Below are 25,310 nucleotides of genomic sequence, written 5' to 3' on the forward strand. Positions count from 1 at the left end.
GCCGGCTGGCGACAGGCGCCGGGCGCCGCCGTCGACAACGCGCATCCCCGGCGAAATCGGGGTTGGCGGCGGAGGTGCGGCAGCGCCATATATCCGCCATGCCCGACTCGCCGATCCTCGCGAATCCGCCGATGCCCTGGCTCCAGCGCCGCCCGCGCCTGGCGGACGGCAAGCCGTTGCGCGTGGTCTCCGACTACAAACCGGCCGGTGACCAGCCGGCGGCGATCCGGCAGCTTCTCGAGGGCCTGTCGCAGGGCGAGCGCGACCAGGTGCTGCTGGGCGTCACCGGCTCGGGCAAGACCTTCACGATGGCCAACGTGCTGGCGACCATCAACCGGCCGACCCTGGTGCTGGCGCCCAACAAGACGCTGGCGGCGCAGCTCTATGGCGAGTTCAAGAGGTTCTTCCCCGACAACGCCGTCGAGTATTTCGTGTCGTACTACGACTACTACCAGCCCGAGGCCTACGTGCCGCGGTCGGACACGTACATCGAGAAGGATTCGTCGATCAACGAGCAGATCGACCGCATGCGCCACAGCGCCACCCGCGCGCTGATGGAGCGCAACGACGTGGTGATCGTGGCCTCGGTGTCGTGCATCTACGGCATCGGCCCGCTCGAGAACTACCAGGCGATGACGTTCCGGCTGTCGGTCGGCGACCGCATCGACCGCGCCGACCTGCTGCGGCGGCTGGTCGAGATCCAGTACAAGCGCAACGACGCCGCCTTCCAGCGCGGCGCCTTCCGGGCGCGCGGCGACACGGTCGAGCTGTTCCCGGCCCACTACGACGACAAGGCCTGGCGCATCTCGCTGTTCGGCGACGAGATCGAGGCGATCGCCGAGTTCGACCCGCTGACCGGCGAGAAAACCGCCGGGCTGAGCGACATCGTGGTCTACGCCAACAGCCACTACGTGACGCCGAAACCGACCATGACCGGCGCCATCCAGCGCATCAAATCGGACCTCAAGGTCCGGCTCGAGGAGTTCACGCGCGCCGGCAAGCTGCTGGAGGCCGAGCGGCTGGCGCAGCGCACGCAGTTCGACCTCGAGATGCTGGAGACGACCGGCTCCTGCGCCGGCATCGAGAACTACTCGCGCTACCTCACCGGCCGCAATCCCGGCGAGCCGCCGCCGACGCTGTTCGAGTACTTCCCCGAGGGCTCGCTGCTGATCGTCGACGAGAGCCACGTCACCGTGCCGCAGATCGGCGGCATGTTCAGGGGCGACTTCAACCGCAAGAGCGTGCTGGCCGAGTACGGCTTCCGCCTGCCGTCCTGCATCGACAACCGGCCGCTGAAATTCGAGGAATGGGACGCGATGCGGCCGGAGAGCGTGTTCGTCTCGGCCACGCCCGGCCCGTGGGAGATGGAGCGCACCGGCGGCGTGTTCGTCGAGCAGGTCATCCGCCCGACCGGGCTGATCGATCCGCCGACCATCATCCGTCCCGTCGAGAAACAGGTCGACGACCTGCTGGCGGAGTGCCGCGACTGCGCCGCCAAGGGCCAGCGCGTGCTGGTCACGACGCTGACCAAGCGGATGGCGGAGGACCTGACCGAGTACATGCACGAGGCCGGCATACGCTGCCGCTACCTGCACTCCGACATCGACACGCTGGAGCGCATCGAGATCATCCGCGACCTGCGGCTGGGCGCCTTCGACGTGCTGATCGGCATCAACCTGCTGCGCGAGGGGCTCGACATCCCGGAATGCGCGCTGGTGGCGATCCTCGACGCCGACAAGGAGGGCTTCCTGCGCTCGCCGACCTCGCTGGTGCAGACCATCGGCCGCGCGGCGCGCAACGTCGACGGCCGCGTCATCCTCTACGCCGACCGCATGACCGACGCGTTGAAGTACGCCATCGGCGAGACCGACCGGCGCCGGCGCAAGCAGCAGGCCTACAACGAGGCCAACGGCATCACCCCGGCCTCGATCCGCAAGAACATCAACGAGGTGCTGCAGTCGATGTCGGAGCGCGACCACTACACGGTCGACACCGGCGTCTCGGGCGATCTGCACCTGGTCGGGCACAACCTCAAGACCCACGTCGCCGAGCTGGAGAAGCGCATGCGCGAGGCGGCGGCCAACCTCGATTTCGAGGACGCCGCCCGGCTGCGCGACGAGATCCGCCGGCTCGAGGCCAACGAGCTCGGCCTGCCGCCGGGCACCGCCGGCACCGGCCGTCAGGGCCTGTCCGAGGCGCCCAATCCCTACGGCAAGGCGCAGAACTCGCGCACCTTCCGCGGCGCCAAGACCGGCTCGGGCTCGCGCGGCCGCCCCGCGCGCAAGAGCGGCCGGCGCTGAGCCGCCGCGCCGGGGCCGGCGGCGCATCGCAGACCTGCGCGCCCCGGCCTAGGCCGCGACTCCGGGCCGGCTACAGTCGCCGCCGATGACGCCCCCGCCCGCGACATGACGACCGCCGCCACCGACGACCGCCGCGACACGCGGCTGTACGTGGTCGCCGTCGTGTCGCTCACCGCCGTGCAGACGCTGTCGACGATCGCCTTCAACATCGCCGCCGTGCTGGCGCCGGCGGCCGCGCCGGCGCTGGGCGTCGCGGTCGACGACCTCGCCTACTACATCTCCATCGTCTACCTGGTCTCGATCGTCTCGGCGATGGCCGGCGGCGCCATGGCGCTGCGCTTCGGCCCGATCCGCTACACGCAGTACGGCCTGGTCGTCTCGACGGCGGCCTGCGCCCTGCTCGCCTGGGGCCACATCGCGCCCGCGCTGCTGTCGGCGGTGCTGATCGGCCTCGGCGGCGGCGGACTGACGGTCGCCAGCTCGCAGATCCTCGCGCGCGTCACGCCCAGGCGGCTGTCCAACGTGACCTTCTCGATCAAGCAGAGCGGCGTGCCGCTGGGCTTCGCGCTGGCCGGCGCGCTGGTCCCGCCGGCCGTCGAGCGCTTCGGCTGGCAGGCGGCGTCGCTCGGCATCGGCGGCCTGTGCCTGCTGACCGCGCTGGCGATCCATCCGCTGCGGCAGCTCTACGACGGGGACCGCGCGCGCGGCGGGCCGCTGCTGCCGACGCTGCGCCAGACCCTCGATCCTCTCGCGCTGGCGTGGCGCGATCCGGTGCTGCGGCCGCTGTGCCTCGCCTCGATCGCGTTCTCCTCGATGCAGACGACGATGGTCAATTTCGCCGTGCTCTACGGCATCGCCGACCTGCGGCTCGACTACGTCGCCGCCGGCGTGCTGCTGTCGGTCGCGACCACGGCGGGCATGTTCGGCCGGGTCGTCTGGGGCGCCGTCGCCGACGCCACGCGCCGGCCGCTGGGCACGCTGATGCTGCTCGCCGCGGTGATGTCGTTGTCGGGCTTGGCCATGGCGGCGGCGCGGGCGGACTGGCCGGGTTGGCTGCTGTACGGCGTCGCCGCCGCGCTCGGCGGCACGGCGATCGGCTGGAACGGCGTGTTCATCTCGGAATGCGCGCGCCGCGCGCCGCCGGGCCGGGCCGGCGAGTATGTCGGCGCCACGTCGTTCTTCGTGTTCCTCGGCCCGGTGCTGTGGCCGATCCTGTTCCGCGGCATTCTCTACGCCACCGACTCCTACGCCGCCGGCTTCATCGTCATGGCCGTCGCGACCGGCGCCGCCGCCATCGGCATCGCACGGCTGATGCGACGCGGCGAGCGCTGAGCCCGTGACGCCGGCCGCCGCCCTTCCCGGCACGCGCGTCTACGCGACCGCCGTCGCCTCGATGCTGGCGGTGCAGATCCTGTGCTCGCTGGCGACGCAGTCCATCCCGGTCATGGCGCCGGTGGCGGCGCCGGCGCTGGGCGTGCCGAAGGAATGGGTCGGCTACTTCACGGCGCTGACCTACTGCACCGCGATCCTGTCGGCCGCGGCCGGCGGCCTGCTGGCGACGCGCTACGGCACGATCCGCGTCAGCCAGGCCAGCCTCGTGCTGTGCGGCGGCGCGCTGGCGCTGTTCGGCGGCGGCAGCATCTGGCTGCTGGCGCCGGCGGCGCTGGTGATGGGCATGGGCGTGGGCCCGCCGACGCCGTCGAGCTCGCAGGTGCTGGCGCGCGTCACGCCGGCACGGTTCGCCAACATCACCTTCTCGGTCAAGCAGACCGGCGTCCCGCTGGGCAACGCGCTGGCCGGCGTGCTGGCGCCGGCGCTGATCGCGCTGTGGGAATGGCGGTCGGCGTCGCTGGCGATGTGCGCGATGTGCGTCGCCCTGGCCGTCCTGCTCCAGCCGCTGCGCGCGACCTTCGATTCGACGCGCGAGGGCGACGGCAGCCTCTACGCCGCGATCTCCGGCCTGTTCGGACCCGTCGGCAGGGTGTGGCGGGCGCCGGATCTGCGCCGGCTGGCGCTGGCGTCGTTCGTCTTCACCGCCTCGCAGGTCGGGTTCGGCGCCTTCCTCGTGGTCTATCTGGTCGAGCGCATCGGCCTGTCGCTGGCGAGCGCCGGCCTGACCTTGTCGATCGGCCTGGTATCGGGCGCCGCCGGCCGGATCTTCTGGGGCCTCGTCGCCGACCGCTCGCGGCGGCCCGTGGCGACGCTGGCGGTGATGACGATCGGCATGGTGGCGGGCGCGCTGGCCTTCGCGTTCTCGGCGCCGGGCTGGCCGTGGGCGGCGATGGTCGCCGCGGCGGTCGTGTTCGGCTCGACGGCGGCGGGCTGGGGCGGCGTATTCTTCGCCGAGATCGCGCGCCGCGCCGGACCGGGCCAGGTCGGCGCGCTGACCGGCGGGGCGCAGTTCTTCACCTTCTCCGGCGCGCTGCTGGTGCCGCCGGCCTTCAGCGTCCTGCTGGCGTCCACGGGATCGTACATGGCGTTGTTCGCGGCGCTGGCGGCCATGAACCTCGTGGCCGGTCTGTCGCTGCTGCCGCTGGCCCGCGTGGAGAAGGCCTGAGATGCCGGACGCCGGGGCCACGGAGAAACCGTTCGACGCCGCGGCGTTCTGGACCGCCTTGTCGTCGACATTGGCGACGCAGTCGCTGACCTCGATGGCGGCGCTGACGGCGGCGATCCTCGCGCCGGTGGCGGCGCCGGCGCTCGGCGTCAACCGCGACGACATGGGCCTCTACACGGCGGCGATCTACCTGTTCTCGATCCTCTCGGCGGTCACGGGCGGGCCGCTGGTGGCGCGGTACGGACCGATCCGGGTCTGCCAGGTCTGCCTCGCGCTGTGCGCCGGCGGCGTCGCCTGCCTCGCCAGCGGCTCGGTGTGGCTGCTGCTGCCGGCGGCGGCGATCATCGGGATCGGCTACGGGCCGGTGACGCCGTCGAGCTCGCAGCTGCTGGCGCGGGTCACACCGACGCGGCTCGCCAATCTCGTCTTTTCGGTCAAGCAGAGCGGCGTGCCGCTGGGCGCGGTGCTGGCCGGCGTGGCGCTGCCCTGGGCCGAGGCGCGCTGGGGCTGGCAAGGGGCCGCGCTGGTGTCGACGGCGCTGTGCGTCGCCGTCGCGCTGGCGATCCAGCCGACGCGCCGCGGCCTCGACATCGAAAGCCGCGCGCCGCGCGGCGGCAGGCTGTTCCCGTCGTTCGGCGCCGTGTTCGCGCCGGTCGGCGAGTGCTGGCGCATCCCCGACATCCGGCGGCTGGCGATCGTGTCGATGGCGTATTCGACGGCGCAAGTCTGCTTCCTCTACTTCGCGCCGCTGCACCTCACGGGGCGCCTCGGATTCGATCTCGCCTCCGCCGGCGCCCTGATCGCCGTCGCCAACGTCGCCGGCGGCTTCGGACGCGTCGGCTGGGGCGCGGTCGCCGACGCCACCCGGCGGCCGTTCGCGATCCTGATCTTCCTCGCTCTGACGATGGCCGCCGGCACCGCGACCCTGGCGCTGGCCGACGCGTCGTGGCCGCGCTGGAGTCTGTTCGCGGTCGGGTCGCTGATCGGCGGCACCGCGATCGGCTGGAACGGGATCTTCTTCGCGCAGGTCGCGCGGCTATCGCCGCCGGGACGCGCCGGCGCGGTGACCGGCGGCGTGTCGTTCTTCACATTCGGCGGACCGCTGCTGGCGCCGTTGCTGTTCAGCCTGCTGCTGCGGCTGACGCAGGACTACACCGTCGGATTTCTGCTGGTGGCGGCCGCGACGCTCGCGACGATCCCGGCGCTGGTGCCGCTGATGCGCGACCGCGGCGTCAGCTGAGGCGCTTGCGGGCGCGCCAGTCGTCCGCGAGCATTCCGAACAGCACGTGGTCGTGCCAGCGGCCGTTGATCTTGAGGTAGTGGCGCGCCAAGCCCTCCTCGGTGAAGCCGGTCTTGCGCAGCACCGCCTTGCTCGGCTCGTTGGACGGCAGGCAGGCGGCCTCGAGGCGGTTGAGCCGCAGCTCGTCGAACACGAAGGGCAGCAGCGCCGTGAGCGCCTCGGTCATGACGCCGCGGCCGGCGTAGCCCTCGCCCATCCAGTAGCCGACGCTGGCGCATTGCGCGACGCCGCGGCGCACGTTGCTCAGCGACACGCCGCCCGCGAGACGGCGCGTGTCGCTCATGCAGATGAAGAAGGTGAACCCCTCACCGGCCCGCCACTCCTGCATGTAGTGGCGCAGGCGGCGGCGGTAGTTGTCGCGCGTCAGCGCGTCGTCGCCCCAGCTCGGCTCCCACGGCGTCAGGAAAGCGCGGCTGGCGGCCCGCAACTCCGCCCATTCGCGCCAGTCGTCGGCGGCCGGCGCGCGCAGGAAGACGGTCTTCCCTTGGACGCGCGGCGTCGACATCAGGGCCAGCGGGACGTCGGAGAAGCGGAACATCGGTCGGAGCGGCTCCGGGCGGATAGCGGAACCATACTACACGAGAACCAAGCCGCCGTCGCCCCGCCGGCAGGCGGTGGCGGGCGCGGTCGAATCCGCCTAGAGGGTGGCGATGGCGCGGGTCCACATCCTCGGGGCTTCCGGCTCGGGCACGACGACGCTGGCGGCGGCGCTCGCGGCCCGTCTCGGGGTGCCGCACGTCGACGCCGACCGGCTGTTCTGGACGCCGACCGACCCGCCGTTCACGACGCGACGGCCGGCGGCGGAGCGCCTGGCGATGCTGACGCGGCGGCTGCCGATCACGGCGGACTGGGTGTTCTCGGGATCGGCGACGGGCTGGGGCGCGCCGATCGAGCCGTTCTACGATCTGATCGTGCTCACGCGCCTCGACCCGGCGGCGCGGATGGAGCGGCTGCGACGGCGCGAGCGCGAACGCTATGGCGCGCGCATCGCGCCAGGCGGCGATATGGAGGCCGCGAGCGCGGCGTTTCTCGAATGGGCGGCGGCGTACGACACCGCCGGCCTGGAGCAACGCAGCCGCGTGGCGCACGAGGCGTGGCTGACGTCGCAGACCGCGCCCGCGCTGCGTCTCGACGCCTCGGCGCCGGTCGACGATCTGGTCGCGGCGATCCTCGGCAGGCTCGCCGCCGACGCCGGTCGACGCCAGGTCGACGGCGTCGAGGGCTACGTCGAGCACGCCGACACGCTGGCCGCGCGCTTCGAGAGCGTCGCTTTCGCCGACGTGCACCGCGTCGTGCTTCCCCTGCTGCCCGATCCGCCGCGCGACGTGATCGACGTCGGCGCCGGCACCGGCCGCGACGCCGCCGCGCTGGCAGCGATGGGACACCGCGTCGTGGCGGTCGAGCCGGTGGCGGCGCTGCGGGCGCATGGCCGGCGCCTCCATCCGTCGCCGGCGATCGCGTGGCTCGATGATTCGCTGCCCGACCTCCGCGCGACGCTCGCGCTCGGCCGATCCTTCGACGTCGTCCTGGTGTCAGCGGTCTGGATGCATCTCGACGCCGGCCAGCGGCGCCGCGCCATGCCGCGGGTCGCGGCGCTGCTACGTCCCGGCGCGATCGCGATCGTCTCGCTGCGGCACGGCCCGGTGCCGGCCGGCCGGCGGATGTTCGCGGTGTCGGCCGACGAGACCTGCGCGCTGGCCCATGCGCATGGGCTGGAGACGCTCCACCGCAGCGAACGCGACTCCGCCTACGGACCGAGCGACGTGCGCTGGAGCGTGCTGGCGTTCCGGCGCGGCGCGTAGGGCATCCGCCTCCCACGAAGCCGCACGACGGGAACGAGGCCCCTCGCCCCGACCCTCTCCGCGCGACCGGCGCGAAGGGGCACGACGCACGCTTTCCTCCTCGCCCCGCTCGCGAAGAGAGGAAGGGCGCACGCACGGCGTGGGAAGGTGAGGGGCTTCCGTCGCCGCGTCAGAGCCGCAGGCGGCGGCCGATGGCGTCGTAGCTCTCGAGCTTCGCCAGTGGACCGACGGCGCAGACCGTCGGCTTCGAGCCGAGCAGCCGGCGCGCGACGCGGCCCACCGCGTCGCGGTCGACCGCCTCGATGCGCGCCACCGTCTCGGCGATCGGAATCACCCGGTCGTAGGTCAGCAGATGGCGCGCCGCCTGCTCGCAGCGGGCGTGGCTCGATTCCAGCGCCATCAGCGTGCCGGCCTTGAGCTGGGCCCGGGCGCGCGCGATCTCGGCCTCGGTGACGTCGGCGGCGACCTTGAGGAACTCCTCGCACACCATCGGCACCAGCTCGGGCAGGCTGTCGCCGGCGGTGCCCGCGTAGATGCCGAACAACCCGCCGTCGCGGTACTGCGAGGCGAAGCTGTAGATGGAGTAGACCAGCCCCTTGTCCTCGCGGATGCGCTGGAACAGGCGCGAGGACATGCCGCCGCCGAACAACGTCGAGAACACCGCCTGGGCGTGGTGGTCGGGATCGAGATAGCCGAACGCCTCGCCGCCGATCACGAGATGGACCTGTTCGAGATCGTCCTCCTCGCGGCCGTCGCCGCCGGCGTAGACCGGCGCCACGGGCGGTGTCGGCGCGCCCGCCGCGGCCTCGCGCGGCACCGCGCCGAACGCGGCGCGCGCCAGATCGACCACGCGCGCGTGTTCGACGGCGCCCGCCGCCGACAGCACCATGCGTCCGCCGGTGTAACGCCGGCCGAGCCAGTCGAACAAATCGGCGCGGGAGATGCCGTTGACGGTCGCCTCGGTGCCGAGCACCGGCCGGCCGAGCGGCTGGTCCGGGTAGCAGACCGCCTGGAAGCGGTCGAAGATCACGTCGTCGGGCGTGTCGAGCGCCTGGCCGATCTCCTGGAGGATGACGCCGCGCTCGCGCTGCAGCTCCTCCTCGACGAAGGTCGATTCGAGCAGGATGTCGGCGACCAGGTCGATCCCCAGCGCCACGTCCTCCTTGAGCACGGTGGCGTGGTAGGCCGTGAGCTCGCGCCCGGTGTAGGCGTTGAGGTTGCCGCCGACGGTCTCGATCTCCTCGGCGATGCCACGCGCGGTGCGCCGCCGCGTGCCCTTGAACGCCATGTGCTCGAGCATGTGCGCGAGGCCGTTGAGCCCGGCCGGCTCGTGGCGCGCGCCTGCCGCGACCCAGACGCCGAGCGCCGCCGTCTCGACGTGCGGCATCGCGTCCGTGACGACGCGCAGGCCGTTGTCGAGGGTGGTGATCTCAAGAGCCATGGTCCGCCCTCCGGGGCGCGGGTCAGGACGTGGAATCCATCAGGCGCTGGAGCGCCGCGATGTCGTTCGGCAGCGCCGCGCAGCGCTCGGGCCGGTCGTACAGATCCGCCAGCCGCGGCGGCAGGGCCGGCCGCCGGCCGGTCGCCTTCTCGACGGCGTCGGGGAATTTCGCGGGATGCGCCGTCGCCAGCACCACCATCGGGATCGAGGGATCGCCGCGCTTCGCGCGCGCCACGGCGTAGCCGACGGCGGAATGCGGATCGAGCGTCTCGCCGGTGTCGCGCAGCGCCTCGGCGATCACGCGCAAGGTGCCCGCGTCGTCGAGACGGCCCGCGTCGAACACCGCGCGCATCCGCGCCAGCCGCTCCGCCGACACCGCCATGCGGCCAGTCGCGCGGAACGACTCCATCGCGGCCGCCAGCGCCACGCCGTCGCGGTCGAACAGGTCGAACAACAGGCGCTCGAAATTGCTCGATACCTGGATGTCCATGCTGGGCGACAGGGTCGGCTCGACGCCCTGCATGGTCTGCGTCCCGGTCTCCACGAAGCGCGCCAGGATGTCGTTGCGGTTGGCGGCGATGACGAGACGCGCCACCGGCAGGCCCATCGCGCGCGCGGCGTAGGCGGAGTAGATGTTGCCGAAATTGCCGGAAGGCACGCAGAACGACACCGGTCGCTCCGGCGCGCCCAGCCGCAGGGCGGCGTGGAAGTAGTAGACGATCTGCGCCGCCAGCCGCGCGAAGTTGATCGAGTTCACCGCCGTCAGATGGTGGCGGTCGCGGAACGGCAGGTCGTTGAAGCAGGCCTTGGCGAGGTCCTGGCAGTCGTCGAACGTGCCGTCGATCGCGACGTTGTGCACGTTCGGCGCCAGCACCGTCGTCATCTGCCGCCGCTGCACCTCGCTGGTGCGGCCCCTGGGATGCAGCATGAAGATGTCGATGGCGGCGCGGTCGCGCACCGCCTCGATCGCGGCCGAGCCGGTGTCGCCGGAGGTGGCGCCGATGATCCGCGCGCGCCGGCCGCGCGTGGTCAGCACCTCGTCGAGCATGCGGCCGAGAAGCTGCAGCGCCACGTCCTTGAACGCTAGGGTGGGGCCGTGGAACATCTCGAGCAGATGCAGGTTGTCGACGCCCAGCGGCTTGAGCGGCAGCACCTCGGGATGGTCGAAGGTGGCGTACGCCTCGCGCACGAGGCGCTCGAACACCGCCGGCGCGAAGGTGCCGCCGATGAACGGAGTCATGACGCGCACGGCCAGCTCGGGATAGGACAGCGCCCGCATCGCCGCGATCTCGGCGGTCGTGAAGACCGGCCAGGTCTCGGGCACGTAGAGGCCGCCGTCGCGGGCGAGGCCCGCGAGCATGACCTGCTCGAACTCCAGCCGCTCGACCGGCTGGCGCGAACCCTGGCGTGTGCTGATGTAGCGCAAGATCGACGCCCCGCTTGGAAAGCGCCGGACCATAGTGACCGCTCCCCACCACCGCAAGAGAGGCGGCGGCTCAGTCCGGCGCCGCCAGACGGCCCACGGCGTCGCGGAACACGCGGTCGAGGCCGGGCGCGAGCCGTCCGGGCAGGCCGAACAGCGGCATGAACCCGTCGACCTCGTAGCCGCCGCGCGGCCGCTCGGAATCCGGCGGCCAGTAGCCGAACGCGTCGCCGACATAGCCGACCGGCGTGATGCCGGCGGAAGACACCATCGGCGCGAGGCCCTGCAGCGGCTCGGCGCCAACGCCCACGAGGTCGAGCGCGTCGCCGATCCGCAGGCGCCGGAACGGCACGACACGGCCGGCTTCGGCCGCGGGCGCCAGCGCGGTCAGTTCCACGTCGAACGCCGCCGACGCGATGGTGCCGGACAGCGCGGCGGCGGCGCGGGAGCGCGCGTCGTCGACCGCGCGCATGACGTCGTCGGACAGCGCGCCGGCCCAGCGCTCCCAGCCGGCACGGTCGAATTCCGCGAATTTCGGACCGACCACCAGTCGCCGGAAAGCGTGGACAACGCCGGCGTCGCGGTCGGGCACACGCGGTCGGACGTCGCCGGCGAATCCCTGCAAGAACACCACTGGCAAGCCCGCGCCGAAGCGCGCGCGCAACGCGGCGCGGACGATCCCCGGAAACTCGGCGGTCACGGCGTCCGGGTCCGGCGCGCCGGTGGGATGGCAGGTGAAATGCCAGACCACGCCGACGACCGCGCCGGCGGCGTCCGTGAGCAGCCAGACCGTGATCGCCGGATCGCTCGGGCCGGCCTGGTTCGGCGCCATCGCCGCCGTGCCGAAGGTCGGACGGATCGACGGCCCGACCAAGCGCCAGCCGCCGGCGCCATCGGGCTTCAATGCGAAGTGCCGTCGCAGATAGGGCAGCGGCCAGTCTCGGCGGCGGTTGATTCCGGCGCGCGAGCCGCCGCCGCCGCGGCGCGCGTGGCACGCGGCGAAATCCCGGGTCACCTCGTCGATCAGCCGTCCGCCGCGCGCGGCCACGAAGTCGATGTAGGCGTCCGACGGGCGTCCAAGCATCGACTTGGTCGGATCGACCGACGGCGCGAAATGCGTGTGGGTGGCGGCGACGAAGATATCGCTCCGCCGCAGGCCGCGCGCGACGGCGCGCTCGACCAGCGCCGCCTCGAGCGTCGGCCCGACGAACAGCAGATCGGCCGAGACGACGACGGCGCGGCGCCCCGACGCGTCGCGGAAGCCCACCGCGTTCATCTCGATCGGCGAATCGATCCGCGTCCAGTCCACGCGACGACCGAAGCCGGCGAGCGGCGCGGCGTGGTCGGGCGTTATGTCGACGGCGGCGGCGGCGACGGCGATCACGCCGGAGGCGGTCACGCGGCGCGCTCCGACGCCGGGCGTCGCGGTCGCGGCGCTACTCGGCCGCCGCGACGCAGGGCGCGTGCGCCTTGTTCACGCGCTTGGTCGAGGCGGGATGGCGCGCCAGCATGCGCTCCGGCCGGGTCGGGCGCTTGACGAGGTCGCCGCCGCAATTCGGGCAGCTTCCGCCCAGCCGCGTGTCGGCGCAGGCGGCGCAGAACGTGCACTCGTAGGTGCAGATCCGCGCGTCGGGCGCGCCGTTCGGAAGGTCCTTGTCGCAGCATTCGCAATTCGGCCGCAGCTCGAGCATGGCGTCGTCTCCGCGATGGAGCCGTCATGCTAGCATGACGGCGACGGCGCGACTCGGCCGTCGTTCCGGCGGACGGTCAGCCGACGGCGGCCTTCGCGACCGGCGGCCTCTCCGTCTCGACCGGCTTCGCCGCGTCGAGCGCGGCGACGGCGAGCGGCGCACCGAGGGGGACCGGCCCGGCCGGCGCGGCCTCGGTACCGGACGGCGGCGCGACGGCGGCCGTCTCGATGGCGACCGGCTCGGCCTCGGCGGAGGACGGCGGAACCAAAGCGGCGGTCTCGATGGCGACCGGCGCATCGGTCGCAGGCGGCGCGAATTCAGCCGACGTGACGGCCGGCGGCGGCTCGGTGGCCGCGGTCGCCTCGTCGATCGCCGAGCGCACCGATGCCAGCTCCTTCTCGGCATCGATCGCGCCCTGGTCGACCAGCGACTTGATCTCCTTCGTGGGGTCGAGGCCCTGGAGGTCGAGCACGGCGTCCTTGGTGCCGTCCTCGATCTGCTTCTTGACCTCGTCGAGCTCGGACTGGCGCACCATGTCGTCGACGTGGCCGCGGAACTCGGCCGCCAGCCCGCGCGCGGTCGCCATCCATTTGCCGACGGTGCGCAGCATCCCCGGCAGCTCTTTGGGGCCGATGAAGATCAGCGCCACCACGGCGATCAGCAGCAGCTCCGGGCCGTCGATGCCGAACATTCTCTCGCGTCTCCGCCGGCCGCCGGCCGATCGCCCCGTGGGCGGCCGCGGCCCGTCCGTGCTTGAACCGACGTGCGCACGTCCCCGCGACGGGGCCGGGCGCGGCGTCCGGTCAGGTCTTGGCCTGCTCCTTCGGGGCGCCGGCCGGGGCCGTGGTGCCAGCGGCCGCCGTCGCGGTGGCGCCCTCACCGATGATCTTGGCGCCCTCGCCTGTCTTGGCCGCCTCGGCCGCGGCGGCGTTCTCGCCCGACACGCCCTTCTTGAACGCGCTCAGGCCCTTGCCGAAATCGCCCATCAGCTGCGAGATCTTGCCCCGCCCGCCGAACAGCAGCAGCACGATCGCCAGCACGATGATCCAGTGCCAGATGCTGAAGCTACCCATGGTCCGCCTCCTCGACGCTTTGTGGCCGGACTCAGGTCCGGGAACGTGGCCACCTTATGGCACTGTCCGGCGCCACGCCGCAACACGGCCGGCCGCGCCGGCACCGCTCATTTGGGGTCGCCGACCGCGAAAACAAAGGCCTGCGCCGGATTGAGCGACACCCGCAGCTCGGCGCCCTCGGCCGGCAGGAACTGGCCGGGCACGCGGATGTGCCAGTGGCTGTGCTCCTCGCCCGTGCCGCCGGAGTCGTGGCGGTGGGTCGGATCGGTGTTGAGGCAGACATGGACCCAGCTGGTGCGGCCCAGCAGGCGGGAGGTCAGCACCGTGGCCGGCTGCGCGCCCTGGACCGGGCCCGCTCCGGGCCCCGGATCGGCGCCCGCCACCTTGAGCGCCTCCGGCCGGATGAGCACGTGCACGGCCTCGCCGTCGGCGTGTCCCGGCGCGGCCACCGGCCCGAACGGCGTGCCGACGGCGCCGGCGTCGACGCGGCTGTCGATGCGGTTCACCTCGCCCATGAACTCGGCGACGAACTCCGTCGCCGGCCGGGTGTAGACCTCGGTCGGCGTCCCGATCTGTTCGAGCCGGCCTTCGCGCATCACCGCGATGCGGTCGGCCATGAACATCGCCTCCTCCGGATCGTGGGTCACGACCAGCGTCGTCACCCCGTCGGATTTCAGCAGGTGCAGCGCCTCGTCACGGACGGCCGAGCGCAGGCGCGTGTCGAGCCCGGAGAACGGCTCGTCGAGCAGCATGGCCCTCGGCGCCGGCGCCAGCGCGCGCGCCAGCGCGACGCGCTGCTGCTGGCCGCCGGAAAGCTGGTGCGGCCACGCCGCGCCGAATCCCTGGAGATGGACGCGCCGCAGCAGCGCGTCCACGCGCTCCCGGCGCGCGGCGGTCGAGAGGTTGCGCAGGCCGAAGGCGATGTTGTCGGCGATGTCGAGATGCGGGAAGAGCGCGATCTCCTGGAACACGAACCCGACGCCGCGCGCCTCGGGCGCGAGATCGCGGCCCGGCTCGGCGACGACGCGGCCGTCGACCGAGATGCGCCCCGCCTGCAGGGGTTCCAGACCGGCGACGAGGCGCAGCACCGTGGTCTTGCCGCAGCCCGAAGGACCGAGCAGGCACACGAGCTCGCCCGGCGCCGCCGAGAGCGAGAAATCGCGCACCACGGGCACGCCATCGTAGGCGTGCGTGATGTTCTGGAGTTCTAGTCCGGAGCCGGAGGCCATCGCGGGGTGTCATAGCGGCTGGCGCCGGCTTGTCAAAGCGGCGCCGGCGCGACGGGCGCCGGCCACCTATTCCGCCGCGGCCTTCGGCGCGTCGCCCGCGTCCGCCTCGAGCGGCGGCGCGGCCTCCTCCTCGTCGTCGTTCAGTGGCAGGTCGGGCTCGTCGGGGCGGTAGACGGCGACGTCGGCGCGCACGTCGAGCAGTCCGGCGGCCTTGAGCTCGTCGAAGCCCGGCAGATCGTCGACCGCCGCCAGCCCGAAATGCTCGAGGAAGAACGCCGTCGTGCCCCACGTCACCGGCTTGCCGGGCGCGCGGCGGCGGCCGAGCGGCTGGATCCAGGTCTGCTCGAACAGGAAATCCAGCGTGCCCTTGCTGAGACCGACGCCGCGGATCTGCTCGATCTCGGCGCGCGTCACGGGCTGGTGGTAGGCGATGATCGCCAGCGTCTCGACGGCGGCCCGCGACAGCTTGCGCGAGACCTGGGTCTCGACCCGCATCTTGCGCGCGAGGTCGGGCGCGGTTCGGAACTGGTAGCCGCCGGCGACCTTGGCGACGTTGACGCCGCGGGCGGCGTAGATCTCCGCCAGCTCGGCCACGATCGCCTCGACGTCGGTGTCGTCCGGCAGGCGCTCGGCCAGCGCCGCGGCGTCGAGCGGGGTGGCCGACGCGAACAGCAGCGCCTCGACGAGACGGAGATTCTGCGCGTGCCGCTCCTCGGGCGAGGCCTCGGCGGCCGGCTCCGGCGCGGCGGGGGCGTCGGCGTCGAAAGGCTCGCGGTCGGTCGGATCGATGTCGGTCATGGCGGCACTCGCTCAGGCGGCCGGGGTGGCGACGGGGCCACCGTCGACCTGTGTCGTCTCGGCCGTCTCGGCGCGGCGCAGCATCAAGGGCCCGAAGGGCTCGGTCTGCCGGAGCTGCAGCACGCCGTCCTTGGCCAGTTGCAGGGTCGCGACGAAGGTCGAGGCCAGCGCCGACCGGATCTTCAAAGGCTCGGTGAGGCCGGGCGGCAGGAACGCCGCGAGGCTCGACCAGTCGATGGCGATGCCGAGCAAGCGCGACAGGCGCTCCGCCGCCTCCTCGACCGAGAAGAACTCCATCGGCGCGACGTGGTAGGCGTCGGCGTCCTTGGGTCGCTGGATCTCGCCGTACGTCTTCAAAAGCTCGTAGAGCTGCACTTCCCAGATCGACTTGCGCACGACCAGAACGCCCTCGGCCTTGCCGCGGCCGAACGTGTCGATACCCAGCCTGGGTCGCGCCATCAAACGCGTGCCGGCCTCCTGCATCGCCTCCAGCAGACGCAGCTGCCGTTGCAACGCCTCCGCCATCTCCTCGCCGCTCGGCTCCTCGCCCTTCGGCGGCTCCGGCAACAGCAGCCGCGATTTGAGATAGGTGAGCCACGCGGCCATCACGAGGTAGTCGGCGGCGAGTTCCAGACGCAGTTTGCGCGCGCGATGGACGAACGCGAGGTACTGGTCGACCAGCGCCAGCATCGAGATGCGCCGGAGATCGACCTTCTGGTCCCGCGCCAGGTTCAGCAGGATGTCGAGCGGGCCCTCGAAGCCTTCGAGGTCGAGGATCAACTCACCCTCGCCCGGCGCCACGACATCGGCTTCGCCGCGGTCGAACGCCGCCGCACCGTGATCCTGGGGGATCGCGCTGTTGGGGGTCTCGACCGGAATCGGATCGTCGCTCGGTGTCATCGCGGTTTCGCAGTATCCGACACAAGATGTAGGCTACAGCAACCCCGCGCCGCCACAATATTCGGGGTGACTTATCCCCAAAGGATTCCGGCAAGTCACTGGAAAATCAACGACTTAGTGCGGATCGACGCCAAGCCGCCCGGGCGATCAGGCGACAGGGCGGTCCATCAAGGCCGCCATCCGCCGGCGGATCGCCTCCAACGTCTCCGCATCGGCGTGATCCGCGCGGGACCGTCGCAAGGTCTCGCCGCGCGCCAGCCGGTCGATCGCGATGGCCGTCAACGGCCGCAGCGCCCCGGCGACCGCCACCATCTCGTCCATCGCGCCATTGCAGTGCAGCACCACGTCGCAGCCGGCGTCGAGCGCGGCGGCGGTGCGCTCCTCGAACGCGCCGCCCAGCGCCTTCATCGACAGGTCGTCGGAAATCAACAACCCGTCGAAGCCGATATGGCCCCGGATCACATCGCGCACGACCGGCGCCGATGTCGTCGCGGGCTGGTTGCCGCTCAGCCCGCGGTAGAGGACATGCGCCGTCATCGCCCACGGCAGATCGGCCAAGGCCCGGAACGGGGCGAAATCCGTCGCCTCCAGTTCGGCGCGCGAGGCGTCGACCGACGGCAGCTCGAAGTGGCTGTCGGCGCGCGCCCGCCCGTGGCCGGGGATGTGCTTGATCACGGGGATGACGCCGCCGGCCAGCAATCCATCCGCCTGCGCGCGGCCGAGCGCGGCCACGGTCGCGGGCGCGTGGCCGAACGCGCGGTCGCCGATCACGCCATGCGCGCCGGCGACCGGCACGTCGAGCACCGGCGCGCAATCGACGTCTATGCCGAGCGGCGTGAGATCGGCCGCGAGCAGGCGGCCATTGAGACGCGAGGCCTCCACGGCGGCGGCACGGTCGTGGTCGTACAGTTCACCGAACACGGACGCCGGCGGCGCCACGCGCCAGTACGGCGGCTTGAGGCGCGCCACGCGGCCGCCCTCCTGGTCGATCAGCACCGGCGCGTCGGCACGACCGACGCAGCCGCGCAGTTCCGACGTCAACGCGCGGACCTGCGCCGGCGTCTCGACGTTGCGCGCGAACAGGATGAAGCCGAGCGGATCGACGTCGCGGAAGAAGGCGCGCTCGTCCGCCCCGAGCCGCGCGCCTGCGCATCCGAAGATCGCCGCGGCGGGCACCGTCATCGACGGAACGTCCGCCGCGTCGGCGGCCGCCGGGAGCGAGTTCGCGGCAAACGGGATTCCACCGTCATCTCGCGCGCGGGGTTCGCGACGACGGCGCGGGACGGCGTCGCCACGCCAAGGAGAAACGCCCTAGCCGCGTGACGGGGGAAGGACGACACAGTCCTGGCCGCGGGCCTTGAGCTTGGCGCAGGCGTCCTTGGCCTGCCGCTCGTCCAGCGGCCCGGCCTGCACGCGGTACCACACGCCCTTGGCGGCGCCCTGGTCCACCCGGGTCGCCTGCATGCGCAGCGGGCCCAGCACGTCGCCATTGGTCTTCTGCAGGCGGGCCCAGGTCGCTTTGGCGCCGTCCTCGGATTTCTCGGCCGCGACTTGGATGCGGTAGCCGCCGCCGGTGGCGGCCGCGCCGCCCAGTCCATCGATGATCGAGGCGATCGCCGACGGCGAGCCCGTGTCGCTGATCTTCGGCTGCGCCGTCGCCTCGGCCGGCTTGGCTTCCGGCGGCCGGGCCGGGGCGGCGGTCGCGGGCGGCGCGGTCGATGGGACGCGTTCGGCCGTGGTCGCGCTCGCGGCTGGCGATGGCGTGGCGGTCGGGGCCGGTGGCGCGCCGGCCGGCGCCGGCGGCGCTCGTTCAGCCGTCGCGGCGGGCATCCGGGGCGTCGCGGGCGGCGGCATCAGACGCTCGGCCGGCACGGGCACGGCGTTCGGATCGACGCGGCGGTAGGCGTCGATGTCCTGGTTCGGGATCACCTGTCCCCTTGGGATCGTCCGGCTTGACCTTGTGGGGCGTGTCCGGCGCCTTGATCTCGATGGGCAGGCCGGAGCCGCCGGCTTCTATGTTCTGGCGGTGCGCCCAGTAGACGACACCGACGAAGCTGGTGATCGAGGCGACGGTGATCAGCGCCGTCACGACGGCGTTGCGGCGCTGGGCCACCCGGTGCAGCAGCGACGGCGATTCGTCGGCCGCGCCGTTCTGGGCGGCGATCTCGTCGAGCGACAGCGCCCGGTAGGCTGGTTGGGCCGGCGCCATGATCGGCTGGCCGGGGTGGTAGACGACGGGCCCGCCGGCAGGCAGCGGGGTACGCTGGAACATTTTTTGTCCCTATCTCATTTCCTCGGCGGGGGGTACGCCGAACACAGCGAGACCGGATTGTATCACAATTCCAACGCCTTGCACCAACGCGATGCGGGCGATCGTCAGTTCAGGATCACCTTCCACGACGAAGCGTAACCCCGGCTCCTCCTTGCCCCGGTTCCAATGGGCGTGGAACTGCGACGCCAGTTCGTAGAGGAAGAAGGCGATCCGGTGCGGTTCGTGGGCGATGGCCGCCGCCTCGACCTGCCGCGGCCACTGCGCCAGCAGCTTGATCAGCGCGAGCTCGCCCGCGTCGGAGAGCCGCCCGAGCGCGGCGTCCGCGAGATCGGCCGCCGCAGGCACGACGACCCCGGCGTTGGCGGCCTGCCGCATGACCGAGCGCGTGCGGGCGTGGGCGTACTGGACGTACCAGACGGGGTTGTCGCGCGACTGCTCGGTCGCCTTCACGAGGTCGAAGTCGAACGCCGCGTCGTTCTTGCGCGTCAGCATCGTGAACCGCACGACGTCCGGTCCGACCTCGTCGAGCAGATCGCGCAGCGTCACGAACGTGCCGGCGCGCTTGGACATGCGCACCAGCTCGCCGTTCTTCAGCACGCGCACGAGCTGGCACAGCTTGACGTCGAGCGCGCCCGCGCCGGCGGTGATCGCCTTGACCGCAGCCGTCATGCGCTTGACGTAGCCGCCGTGGTCGGCGCCCCACACGTCGATCATCTCGGCGAAGCCGCGGCGGTACTTGTCGAAGTGGTTGGCGATGTCGCTGGCGAAATAGGTCCAGCCGCCGTCGCTCTTCTTGAGCGGCCGGTCGACGTCGTCGCCAAACTGGGTGGCACGGAACAGCGTCTGCTCGCGGTCCTCCCAGTCGTCCGGCTTCTGGCCCTTGGGCGGCTCGAGCCGGCCCTGGTAGATCAGGCCCTGGCGCGACAGCGTCTCGAACGCGGCCTCGACCGCGCCGCTCTCGACCAGAGCGCGCTCCGACGTGAACACGTCCATGCGGACGCCGAGCGAATCGAGATCGGTCTTGATGTCGGCCATCAGCTCGGCGATGGCGAAATCGCGCACCGGCGCGAGCCATTCCGGTTCGGGTCGGTCGAGCCACTTGCCTCCATCGCGCGCCGCCAGCTTGGCGCCGACGTCCTTGAGGTACTCGCCGGGATAGAGGCCCTCGGGAATCGCGCCCACGTCGTGGCCCAGCGCCTCGCGGTAGCGCAGATGCGTGGAGCGGCCGAGGATGTCGACCTGCGCGCCGGCGTCGTTGACGTAGTACTCCTTGGTGACGGCGTAGCCGGCTTTCGACAGGAGATTGGCGAGCGCGTCGCCGACCACCGCGCCGCGGGCGTGCGCGACGTGCAGCGGTCCGGTCGGATTGGCCGAGACGTACTCGACGTTGACGCGCCGGCCGGCGCCCGCCGCGCTGTCGCCATAGGCCGGTCCCGCCGTCAGCAGCTCGGCGAGGCGGGCGCGCCAGAATCCATCGGCGAGCCGCAGGTTGATGAACCCCGGACCCGCGACCGACACCTCGGTCACGTCGGCGACGGCGCGCAGACGCGCGGCCAGCGCCTCGGCGAGATCGCGCGGCTTCAGCTTCGCGGCCTTCGCCAGCACCATCGCGGCGTTGGTGGCGACGTCGCCGTGGGCGGCGTCGCGTGGCGGCTCGGCGGTCACGCCCGCGAGGTCGAGGCCGCCGGGCAGCTCGCCCGCCGCCGCCATGGCGCGGAGCGCGCCGGTGATCTCGCCGGCGACGTGGGAGAACAGGTTCATGTCGGAAGGGTCACTCGTACAGGTCGAACAGGCGGCGGTGCTCGTCGAGCGCGTAGCGGTCGGTCATGCCGGCGATGTAGTCGGCCACGATCCGCGCCCGGGCGCGCTCGTCGACCGCCAGCGCGCGGGCGCGCCACTCGTCCGGAAGGCACTCGGGCTCGCGGAACAGCAGGTCGAACAGGTCGGCGACGACGCGCCGGGCCTTGGACGTCATGCGGTTCACGCGCCAGTGGCGGTACATACGCTCGAACAGGAACCGCTTCAAGGCGACGTTCGCCGCCGCCATCGGCGCCGAGAACGCCACCACGGCCGTCGGCAGGCGGCGCAGCGCGGCGGCCGATTCCGGCGCCGCCGCGGCCAGCCGCCGGCGGGTCTCGGCGACGACGTCCTCGACCATGGCGTTGATCAGCCGCCGCACCGCCTCGTGCGTCAGCCGGCCGGGATCGATCGCGGGATACCGCCGGCGCACCTCGCGGAACATGTCGCCGACGAGCGGCAGATCCAGAAGATCGTCGACCGCGAACAGACCGGCCCGGAGCCCGTCGTCTATGTCGTGGTTGTTGTAGGCGACGTCGTCGCTGATGGCGGCGACCTGCGCCTCGGCGCCGGCCCAGGTCGCCAGCTCGAGATCCCACTCGGCGCTGTATTCGACGATCGCGGCCGGCAGATCGGCCAGCGCGACGCCGGGCTTGAGCAGCGGCCCGTTGTGCTTGACCGCGCCCTCCAGCGTCTCCCAGGTCAGGTTCAAGCCGTCGAACTCGGCGTAGCGGTGCTCGAGCTTGGTGAGGATGCGCAGGGTCTGGGCGTTGTGGTCGAAGCCGCCGAAGGCGCGCATCGCGGCGTCGAGCGCCTCCTCGCCGGCGTGGCCGAACGGCGTGTGGCCGAGATCGTGGGCCAGCGCCAGCGCCTCGGCCATGTCCTCGTCCAGCCCCAGCGTGCGGGCGATGGAGCGCGCGATCTGCGCCACCTCGAGCGAGTGGGTCAGGCGCGTTCGGTAGTGGTCGCCCTCGTGGTTCACGAACACTTGGGTCTTGTGCTTCAGCCGCCGGAACGCGGTGCAGTGGATGATGCGGTCGCGGTCGCGCTGAAAGGGCGATCGCGTGGCGCTCTCCGGCTCGGGGCGCAGCCGCCCGCGCGTGCTGGCCGCCAGCGTCGCGTACGGCGCCAGCGCGCCCCGCGCGCGGAGTTCCGGAACGCCGTCGGCCATGCGATCCTCCCGTCCGGCCGGCGCGCCCGGACGATTCAAGCGGCCCGACGGGCCGGGCCGCTCATTTCACCAGGCACAACGGGACGTCGACGTGCCCGATCACGTCCTGCGCCACCGAGCCCATCACCATGCCGGCGATCCCGCCGTGTCCGCGAGTGCCGATCACGACCTGCCGCGCCCCCAGCTTGCGCGCGAAATCCGCGACGATCTGGCCGGGCCGGCCGACACCGATATGCGGCTCCGCCTTCACGCCCGCGTCGGCGCAGAGCTTGAGGGCGGACGCGATCGCCTTCTCGCCCTCCTCGCGGTGGTAGGCGTCGATGTCGGCGCGCGCGATGAACGTCGACACCAGGCTGCCGACGGAGGGCTGGACGTTGAGGATGTGCAGCGTGTCGGCGAACCCCGCCTTGGCGAGCGCGACGGCGTGGAGGACCGCGCGGTCGGAGTTGGCGGAGCCGTCGACGGGAACCAGGATCGATGCGGTGGCGGCCATTGCCCTCTCCTACTTTTACTTTTCGTCGCGCGGACGCGCGAGGTCGACGAGTTCCGTCTTGGCGTCGGCATGGGCCCGCCCGCGGCGCGCCAGCCACAGGCCGAGCCCGACGACGAAGACCGCGCCGACGGCGGCGCAGACGTGCTCGGCGTGCGGAATCCACGCATCGAGGAAGGCGGCGATCGTGCCGGGTGGCGCCACCGTGGCGTTGGGCGGCCTGCCGTCCGTCGCCATGACCTCGCCGCCGATCCAGCCCAGAAGCGCGCCGCCGGCGATGACGAGGACGGGATAGCGCTGCAGCACCGAGGTCAGCAGCGTGCTGCCGAAGACGATGATGGGGATGCTGATGACCAGGCCGAGCATGATCAGCACGCCGTCGTTGTTGGCGGCGGCGGCGATGGCGATCGCGTTGTCGAGGCTCATCACGGCGTCGGCGACGAGGATCGTCCACACCGCGCCCCACAGGCTGCCGCTGCTCTTGATGTGGCCCTCGCCCTCCTCCTCCTGGTTGACCAGCTTCACGCCGATCCAAAGCAGCAGCGCGCCGCCGATCAGCTTCAGGTAGGGCACGCTCAGCAGCCAGCTGATCATGAACACGAAGATGATGCGCAGCACGATGGCGCCGAGGCTGCCGCCGATGATCGCCGGCCGCCGGTGCTGGTCCGACAGGTTGCGGCAGGCCATGGCGATGACGACCGCGTTGTCGCCCGACAGGATGATGTTGGCGACGATGATCTTGCCAAGCGCCGCCCAGAACACCATCGAGCCCAGATCGGGCATCACGAAATTCATCAATCCCCCCAGCGGAATCGGCCCGGCGCGCGCGGACCGGCGGTCGGCGGCAACATAGCGGCCGCGACCGCGCTGGCAACACCCACGTGCGCGCCCTCAGGCGCGGGTCCGGCGCTTCCTGACGGGCGCCGGCGGTGGTACTGGGGGCGGCCGCCGCTAGCCGGCCGGCCCACCCGATGGAGCGCGCGATGGCGTCGACGGCGGCCTACAGGAAGATGTTTCCCGTCTCCTGGACGGAGCTGCACCGCGACGCCAAGGCGCTGGCGTGGCGGCTGGCCGACCTGGGGCCGTTCAAGGGACTGGTCGCCGTCACCCGGGGCGGCCTCGTCCCGGCGGCGATCGTGGCGCGGGAGCTGAATTTGCGGCTGATCGACACGGTGTGCTGCTCGACCTACGAGAAGACCAAGCGTGGCGCCAAGGTCGAGGTGTTGAAAGGCACGCTGGCGGAGACCGAACGGGGCGACGACTGGCTGATCGTCGACGATCTGGTCGACACCGGCGTCACCGCCGAGCGGGTGCGCGAGATGCTGCCCAAGGCGCATTTCGCCACGGTCTACGCCAAGCCGGCCGGCAAGCCGATGGTCGACACCTTCGTGACCGAGGTGAGCCAGGACACCTGGATCCTGTTCCCGTGGGACCAGGAGGCGGTGATGTCGACGCCGATCGCGGAGCTGAAGCGCGGCGGCAAATAGGCGCGCCCGTCAGCCGACCTGGCGCGACTGGCCGGCCCAATAGGTCGCGCGCAGGACCTTCTTGTCGACCTTGCCCACCGCCGTCAGCGGCAGCGTGTCGACGAACTCCACGCTCTTCGGCGCCTGGGCCGCGCCCTTGCGCTCCTTGACCAGGCGCATCAGGGCCTCCGGATCGGGCGTCGCGCCGGGCTTGCGCACCACCAGCGCCTTGACCGCCTCGCCCCATTTCACGTCGGGCACGCCGATGACGGCGGCCATCGCCACGCCGGGATCGGAGGTCAGCACGTCCTCGACCTCGCGCGGGAAGACGTTGAAGCCGCCGGTGACGATCATGTCCTTCTTCCGGTCCACGATGTAGAGGTACCCCTCGCCGTCGGCGCGCGCGACGTCGCCGGTGCGGACCCAGCCGCCCTTCATCGTGTCCGCCGTCTGCTCCTCGCGCTTCCAGTAGCGCTCCATCGCGTAGGGCGCGCGCACGCAGATCTCGCCGGGCGCCACCTCCGCCATGTCGTCGTCCATCAGCTTGACCTGGCAGCCGGCGACCGGCGCGCCGCACGAGGCGAACAGCTCCGGCCGCTTCGCGTCGTGGTCGGCCTTGCGCAGCACGCTCACGGGGTAGCATTCCGTCTGCCCGTAGAGCTGCGAGAACACCGGGCCGATGCGCTGGAGCCCCTCGACCAGCCGCGTCGGCGACATCGGCGAGGCGCCGTACAGCAGCAGCTCCAGCGACGACAGGTCGGTGCGCTCCAGCGCGGGATGGTCGAGCAGCATGTAGATCATCGTCGGCACCAGCAGCGTGAAGTTGATGCGCTCGCGCTCGATGATCGACAGCACCTTCGCCGGATCGAACCCCTTCACCAGCCGCGTCGTGCCGCCGAGCATCAGCGTCGGCAGCACCTTGGTGCCCGCGACGTGGGTGATCGGCGCCACCGCGAGGAAGCGCGGATCGCGCGGGAACTCGAAATCCGCGAGGATCGTCGCCGTCGCCGCGCCGCTGGAACGGTGGCGGCGGATCGCGCCCTTGGACTTGCCGGTCGTGCCGCCGGTGTAGTTGAGGATCGCGTAGTCGTCCGGCGCGGTGAGGTCGCGCGGCGCGCTCTCGCCCGCGGCCTCCGCCGCCGCCAGCAGATCGACGCCGTAGGACGCACGGCCCAGCGTGAACACGGTGCCCAGGCGCGCGACCTTCACCGCCAGCTCGCCGCCGCGGTCGGCGTAGGCCGGCGTGTCGACCACCAGGGCGTCCATGTCGGCGTCCTCGAGCTGGTCGACGTGGTCGGCCAGCGAGCCCATCGGATGCAGCCAGGTGACCACCAGCCCGAGGCCCGACGCGGCGATTCCGGCGCACCAGCCCTCGGCCCGGTTGGCGCTGAGGAAGCCGACGCGCATGCCGTGCGACAGTCCGGCCTTCGCCATCGCCGCCTGCATGCGTCCGATCAGCGCCGAGACGCCGGCGTAGGTGATCGCGCCGTCGTCCCACGCGAACGCGGTCCGCGCCGGGAAGCGCCGCAACGCGCGCAGCGTCAACGCGACGCCGGTCGGGCCGTCGAACACGGGCGAATTCATGTCGTCTCCATCTCTG

The 25,310-nt window shown here is 72.1% G+C and carries 24 protein-coding genes; 6 read left to right on the plus strand and 18 right to left on the minus strand.

What is annotated here, in order from left to right:
- Positions 1-98 precede the first annotated feature (98 nt).
- The 4 genes from uvrB (at position 99) to IPK81_05815 (ending at position 6,097) form a co-directional block, all read left to right on the plus strand.
- Positions 99-2,300: an excinuclease ABC subunit UvrB gene (uvrB, locus tag IPK81_05800; GenBank protein ID QQS13732.1), complete on the plus strand. Its 2,202-nt coding sequence runs from the start codon at positions 99-101 to the stop codon at positions 2,298-2,300.
- Between the two features lie 105 nt (positions 2,301-2,405).
- The gene (locus IPK81_05805) at positions 2,406-3,632 is read left to right on the plus strand and encodes an MFS transporter (protein QQS13733.1); all 1,227 of its coding nucleotides are present in this window, start codon (positions 2,406-2,408) and stop codon (positions 3,630-3,632) included.
- Between the two features lie 4 nt (positions 3,633-3,636).
- A complete protein-coding gene (locus tag IPK81_05810) occupies positions 3,637-4,857 on the plus strand; it encodes an MFS transporter (protein QQS13734.1) in 1,221 nt (406 codons plus the stop codon).
- Between the two features lies 1 nt (position 4,858).
- The gene (locus IPK81_05815; protein QQS13735.1) at positions 4,859-6,097 is read left to right on the plus strand and encodes an MFS transporter; all 1,239 of its coding nucleotides are present in this window, start codon (positions 4,859-4,861) and stop codon (positions 6,095-6,097) included.
- Here the strand turns inward: IPK81_05815 and IPK81_05820 are convergent.
- On the minus strand, positions 6,090-6,662 hold the full coding sequence (locus IPK81_05820; protein ID QQS14973.1) for a GNAT family N-acetyltransferase: 573 nt from the start codon (positions 6,660-6,662) through the stop codon (positions 6,090-6,092). The genes IPK81_05815 and IPK81_05820 overlap by 8 nt on opposite strands.
- Positions 6,663-7,161: 499 nt before the next feature.
- Here IPK81_05820 and IPK81_05825 point away from each other — a divergent pair, with 499 nt between their 5' ends.
- Positions 7,162-7,959 carry a methyltransferase domain-containing protein gene (locus tag IPK81_05825; GenBank protein QQS14974.1) on the plus strand — a complete coding sequence of 266 codons (798 nt, stop codon included), beginning with the start codon at positions 7,162-7,164 and terminating at the stop codon, positions 7,957-7,959.
- A gap of 169 nt (positions 7,960-8,128) precedes the next feature.
- Here the strand turns inward: IPK81_05825 and IPK81_05830 are convergent, their stop codons facing one another.
- The 16 genes from IPK81_05830 to IPK81_05905 all read right to left on the minus strand — a co-directional run bounded on the left by IPK81_05830 (position 8,129) and on the right by IPK81_05905 (position 23,027).
- A complete protein-coding gene (locus IPK81_05830) occupies positions 8,129-9,400 on the minus strand; it encodes an insulinase family protein (GenBank protein ID QQS13736.1) in 1,272 nt (423 codons plus the stop codon).
- A gap of 22 nt (positions 9,401-9,422) precedes the next feature.
- The gene (locus IPK81_05835; GenBank protein ID QQS13737.1) at positions 9,423-10,826 is read right to left on the minus strand and encodes a threonine synthase; all 1,404 of its coding nucleotides are present in this window, start codon (positions 10,824-10,826) and stop codon (positions 9,423-9,425) included.
- 70 nt (positions 10,827-10,896) lie between these two features.
- A complete protein-coding gene (locus tag IPK81_05840) occupies positions 10,897-12,222 on the minus strand; it encodes a hypothetical protein (GenBank protein QQS13738.1) in 1,326 nt (441 codons plus the stop codon).
- A gap of 37 nt (positions 12,223-12,259) precedes the next feature.
- Positions 12,260-12,514 (minus strand): DUF1272 domain-containing protein, encoded by a 255-nt coding sequence (locus tag IPK81_05845; protein ID QQS13739.1) that lies wholly within the window; start codon positions 12,512-12,514, stop codon positions 12,260-12,262.
- 76 nt (positions 12,515-12,590) lie between these two features.
- Entirely contained in the window at positions 12,591-13,205 is a 615-nt protein-coding gene (gene tatB, locus IPK81_05850; protein ID QQS13740.1) for a twin-arginine translocase subunit TatB, read from the minus strand.
- Positions 13,206-13,317: 112 nt separating this feature from the next.
- On the minus strand, positions 13,318-13,587 hold the full coding sequence (locus IPK81_05855; GenBank protein ID QQS13741.1) for a twin-arginine translocase TatA/TatE family subunit: 270 nt from the start codon (positions 13,585-13,587) through the stop codon (positions 13,318-13,320).
- Between the two features lie 107 nt (positions 13,588-13,694).
- Positions 13,695-14,816 carry an ABC transporter ATP-binding protein gene (locus IPK81_05860; protein ID QQS13742.1) on the minus strand — a complete coding sequence of 374 codons (1,122 nt, stop codon included), beginning with the start codon at positions 14,814-14,816 and terminating at the stop codon, positions 13,695-13,697.
- A 66-nt stretch (positions 14,817-14,882) separates the two neighbouring features.
- Positions 14,883-15,614: an SMC-Scp complex subunit ScpB gene (scpB, locus tag IPK81_05865; GenBank protein QQS13743.1), complete on the minus strand. Its 732-nt coding sequence runs from the start codon at positions 15,612-15,614 to the stop codon at positions 14,883-14,885.
- 12 nt (positions 15,615-15,626) lie between these two features.
- Positions 15,627-16,514 (minus strand): segregation/condensation protein A, encoded by an 888-nt coding sequence (locus IPK81_05870; protein QQS13744.1) that lies wholly within the window; start codon positions 16,512-16,514, stop codon positions 15,627-15,629.
- Positions 16,515-16,661: 147 nt separating this feature from the next.
- On the minus strand, positions 16,662-17,696 hold the full coding sequence (nagZ, locus tag IPK81_05875) for a beta-N-acetylhexosaminidase (protein QQS13745.1): 1,035 nt from the start codon (positions 17,694-17,696) through the stop codon (positions 16,662-16,664).
- 129 nt (positions 17,697-17,825) lie between these two features.
- On the minus strand, positions 17,826-18,443 hold the full coding sequence (locus IPK81_05880; protein ID QQS13746.1) for an SPOR domain-containing protein: 618 nt from the start codon (positions 18,441-18,443) through the stop codon (positions 17,826-17,828).
- Entirely contained in the window at positions 18,325-18,786 is a 462-nt protein-coding gene (locus IPK81_05885) for a hypothetical protein (protein ID QQS13747.1), read from the minus strand. Before IPK81_05885 ends, IPK81_05880 begins: the two co-directional genes overlap by 119 nt.
- A 9-nt stretch (positions 18,787-18,795) precedes the next feature.
- Positions 18,796-20,547, minus strand: coding sequence for an arginine--tRNA ligase (locus IPK81_05890; GenBank protein ID QQS13748.1), 1,752 nt, complete (start codon positions 20,545-20,547; stop codon positions 18,796-18,798).
- Between the two features lie 10 nt (positions 20,548-20,557).
- Positions 20,558-21,754: a deoxyguanosinetriphosphate triphosphohydrolase gene (locus IPK81_05895; GenBank protein QQS13749.1), complete on the minus strand. Its 1,197-nt coding sequence runs from the start codon at positions 21,752-21,754 to the stop codon at positions 20,558-20,560.
- 61 nt (positions 21,755-21,815) lie between these two features.
- A complete protein-coding gene (locus IPK81_05900) occupies positions 21,816-22,247 on the minus strand; it encodes a universal stress protein (protein ID QQS13750.1) in 432 nt (143 codons plus the stop codon).
- Between the two features lie 15 nt (positions 22,248-22,262).
- Positions 22,263-23,027, minus strand: coding sequence for a TerC family protein (locus tag IPK81_05905; GenBank protein QQS14975.1), 765 nt, complete (start codon positions 23,025-23,027; stop codon positions 22,263-22,265).
- 200 nt (positions 23,028-23,227) lie between these two features.
- Here IPK81_05905 and gpt point away from each other — a divergent pair, with 200 nt between their 5' ends.
- Complete coding sequence (gene gpt / locus IPK81_05910) at positions 23,228-23,731, plus strand: xanthine phosphoribosyltransferase (protein QQS13751.1); 504 nt, start codon at positions 23,228-23,230, stop codon at positions 23,729-23,731.
- A gap of 9 nt (positions 23,732-23,740) precedes the next feature.
- On the opposite strand, the gene IPK81_05915 is transcribed toward gpt, so the two are convergent.
- Positions 23,741-25,294 (minus strand): AMP-binding protein, encoded by a 1,554-nt coding sequence (locus IPK81_05915; protein ID QQS13752.1) that lies wholly within the window; start codon positions 25,292-25,294, stop codon positions 23,741-23,743.
- Positions 25,295-25,310 lie beyond the last annotated feature (16 nt).

This window comes from Rhodospirillales bacterium (genome assembly GCA_016699855.1).
In the GTDB taxonomy this organism is placed as follows: domain Bacteria; phylum Pseudomonadota; class Alphaproteobacteria; order Reyranellales; family Reyranellaceae.

Coding starts and splice junctions, on each gene's coding strand:
- IPK81_05915 (QQS13752.1), bottom strand. CDS start 25,294: ATGAATTCGCCCGTGTTCGACGGCCCGACCGGCGTCGCGTTGACGCTG.
- IPK81_05815 (QQS13735.1), top strand. CDS start 4,859: ATGCCGGACGCCGGGGCCACGGAGAAACCGTTCGACGCCGCGGCGTTC.
- IPK81_05870 (QQS13744.1), bottom strand. CDS start 16,514: ATGACACCGAGCGACGATCCGATTCCGGTCGAGACCCCCAACAGCGCG.
- IPK81_05860 (QQS13742.1), bottom strand. CDS start 14,816: ATGGCCTCCGGCTCCGGACTAGAACTCCAGAACATCACGCACGCCTAC.
- uvrB (QQS13732.1), top strand. CDS start 99: ATGCCCGACTCGCCGATCCTCGCGAATCCGCCGATGCCCTGGCTCCAG.
- IPK81_05885 (QQS13747.1), bottom strand. CDS start 18,786: ATGTTCCAGCGTACCCCGCTGCCTGCCGGCGGGCCCGTCGTCTACCAC.
- IPK81_05805 (QQS13733.1), top strand. CDS start 2,406: ATGACGACCGCCGCCACCGACGACCGCCGCGACACGCGGCTGTACGTG.
- IPK81_05820 (QQS14973.1), bottom strand. CDS start 6,662: ATGTCGACGCCGCGCGTCCAAGGGAAGACCGTCTTCCTGCGCGCGCCG.
- IPK81_05905 (QQS14975.1), bottom strand. CDS start 23,027: ATGCCCGATCTGGGCTCGATGGTGTTCTGGGCGGCGCTTGGCAAGATC.
- IPK81_05900 (QQS13750.1), bottom strand. CDS start 22,247: ATGGCCGCCACCGCATCGATCCTGGTTCCCGTCGACGGCTCCGCCAAC.
- scpB (QQS13743.1), bottom strand. CDS start 15,614: ATGACCGACATCGATCCGACCGACCGCGAGCCTTTCGACGCCGACGCC.
- IPK81_05855 (QQS13741.1), bottom strand. CDS start 13,587: ATGGGTAGCTTCAGCATCTGGCACTGGATCATCGTGCTGGCGATCGTG.
- IPK81_05825 (QQS14974.1), top strand. CDS start 7,162: ATGGAGGCCGCGAGCGCGGCGTTTCTCGAATGGGCGGCGGCGTACGAC.
- IPK81_05830 (QQS13736.1), bottom strand. CDS start 9,400: ATGGCTCTTGAGATCACCACCCTCGACAACGGCCTGCGCGTCGTCACG.
- tatB (QQS13740.1), bottom strand. CDS start 13,205: ATGTTCGGCATCGACGGCCCGGAGCTGCTGCTGATCGCCGTGGTGGCG.
- gpt (QQS13751.1), top strand. CDS start 23,228: ATGGCGTCGACGGCGGCCTACAGGAAGATGTTTCCCGTCTCCTGGACG.
- IPK81_05845 (QQS13739.1), bottom strand. CDS start 12,514: ATGCTCGAGCTGCGGCCGAATTGCGAATGCTGCGACAAGGACCTTCCG.
- nagZ (QQS13745.1), bottom strand. CDS start 17,696: ATGACGGTGCCCGCCGCGGCGATCTTCGGATGCGCAGGCGCGCGGCTC.
- IPK81_05890 (QQS13748.1), bottom strand. CDS start 20,547: ATGAACCTGTTCTCCCACGTCGCCGGCGAGATCACCGGCGCGCTCCGC.
- IPK81_05895 (QQS13749.1), bottom strand. CDS start 21,754: ATGGCCGACGGCGTTCCGGAACTCCGCGCGCGGGGCGCGCTGGCGCCG.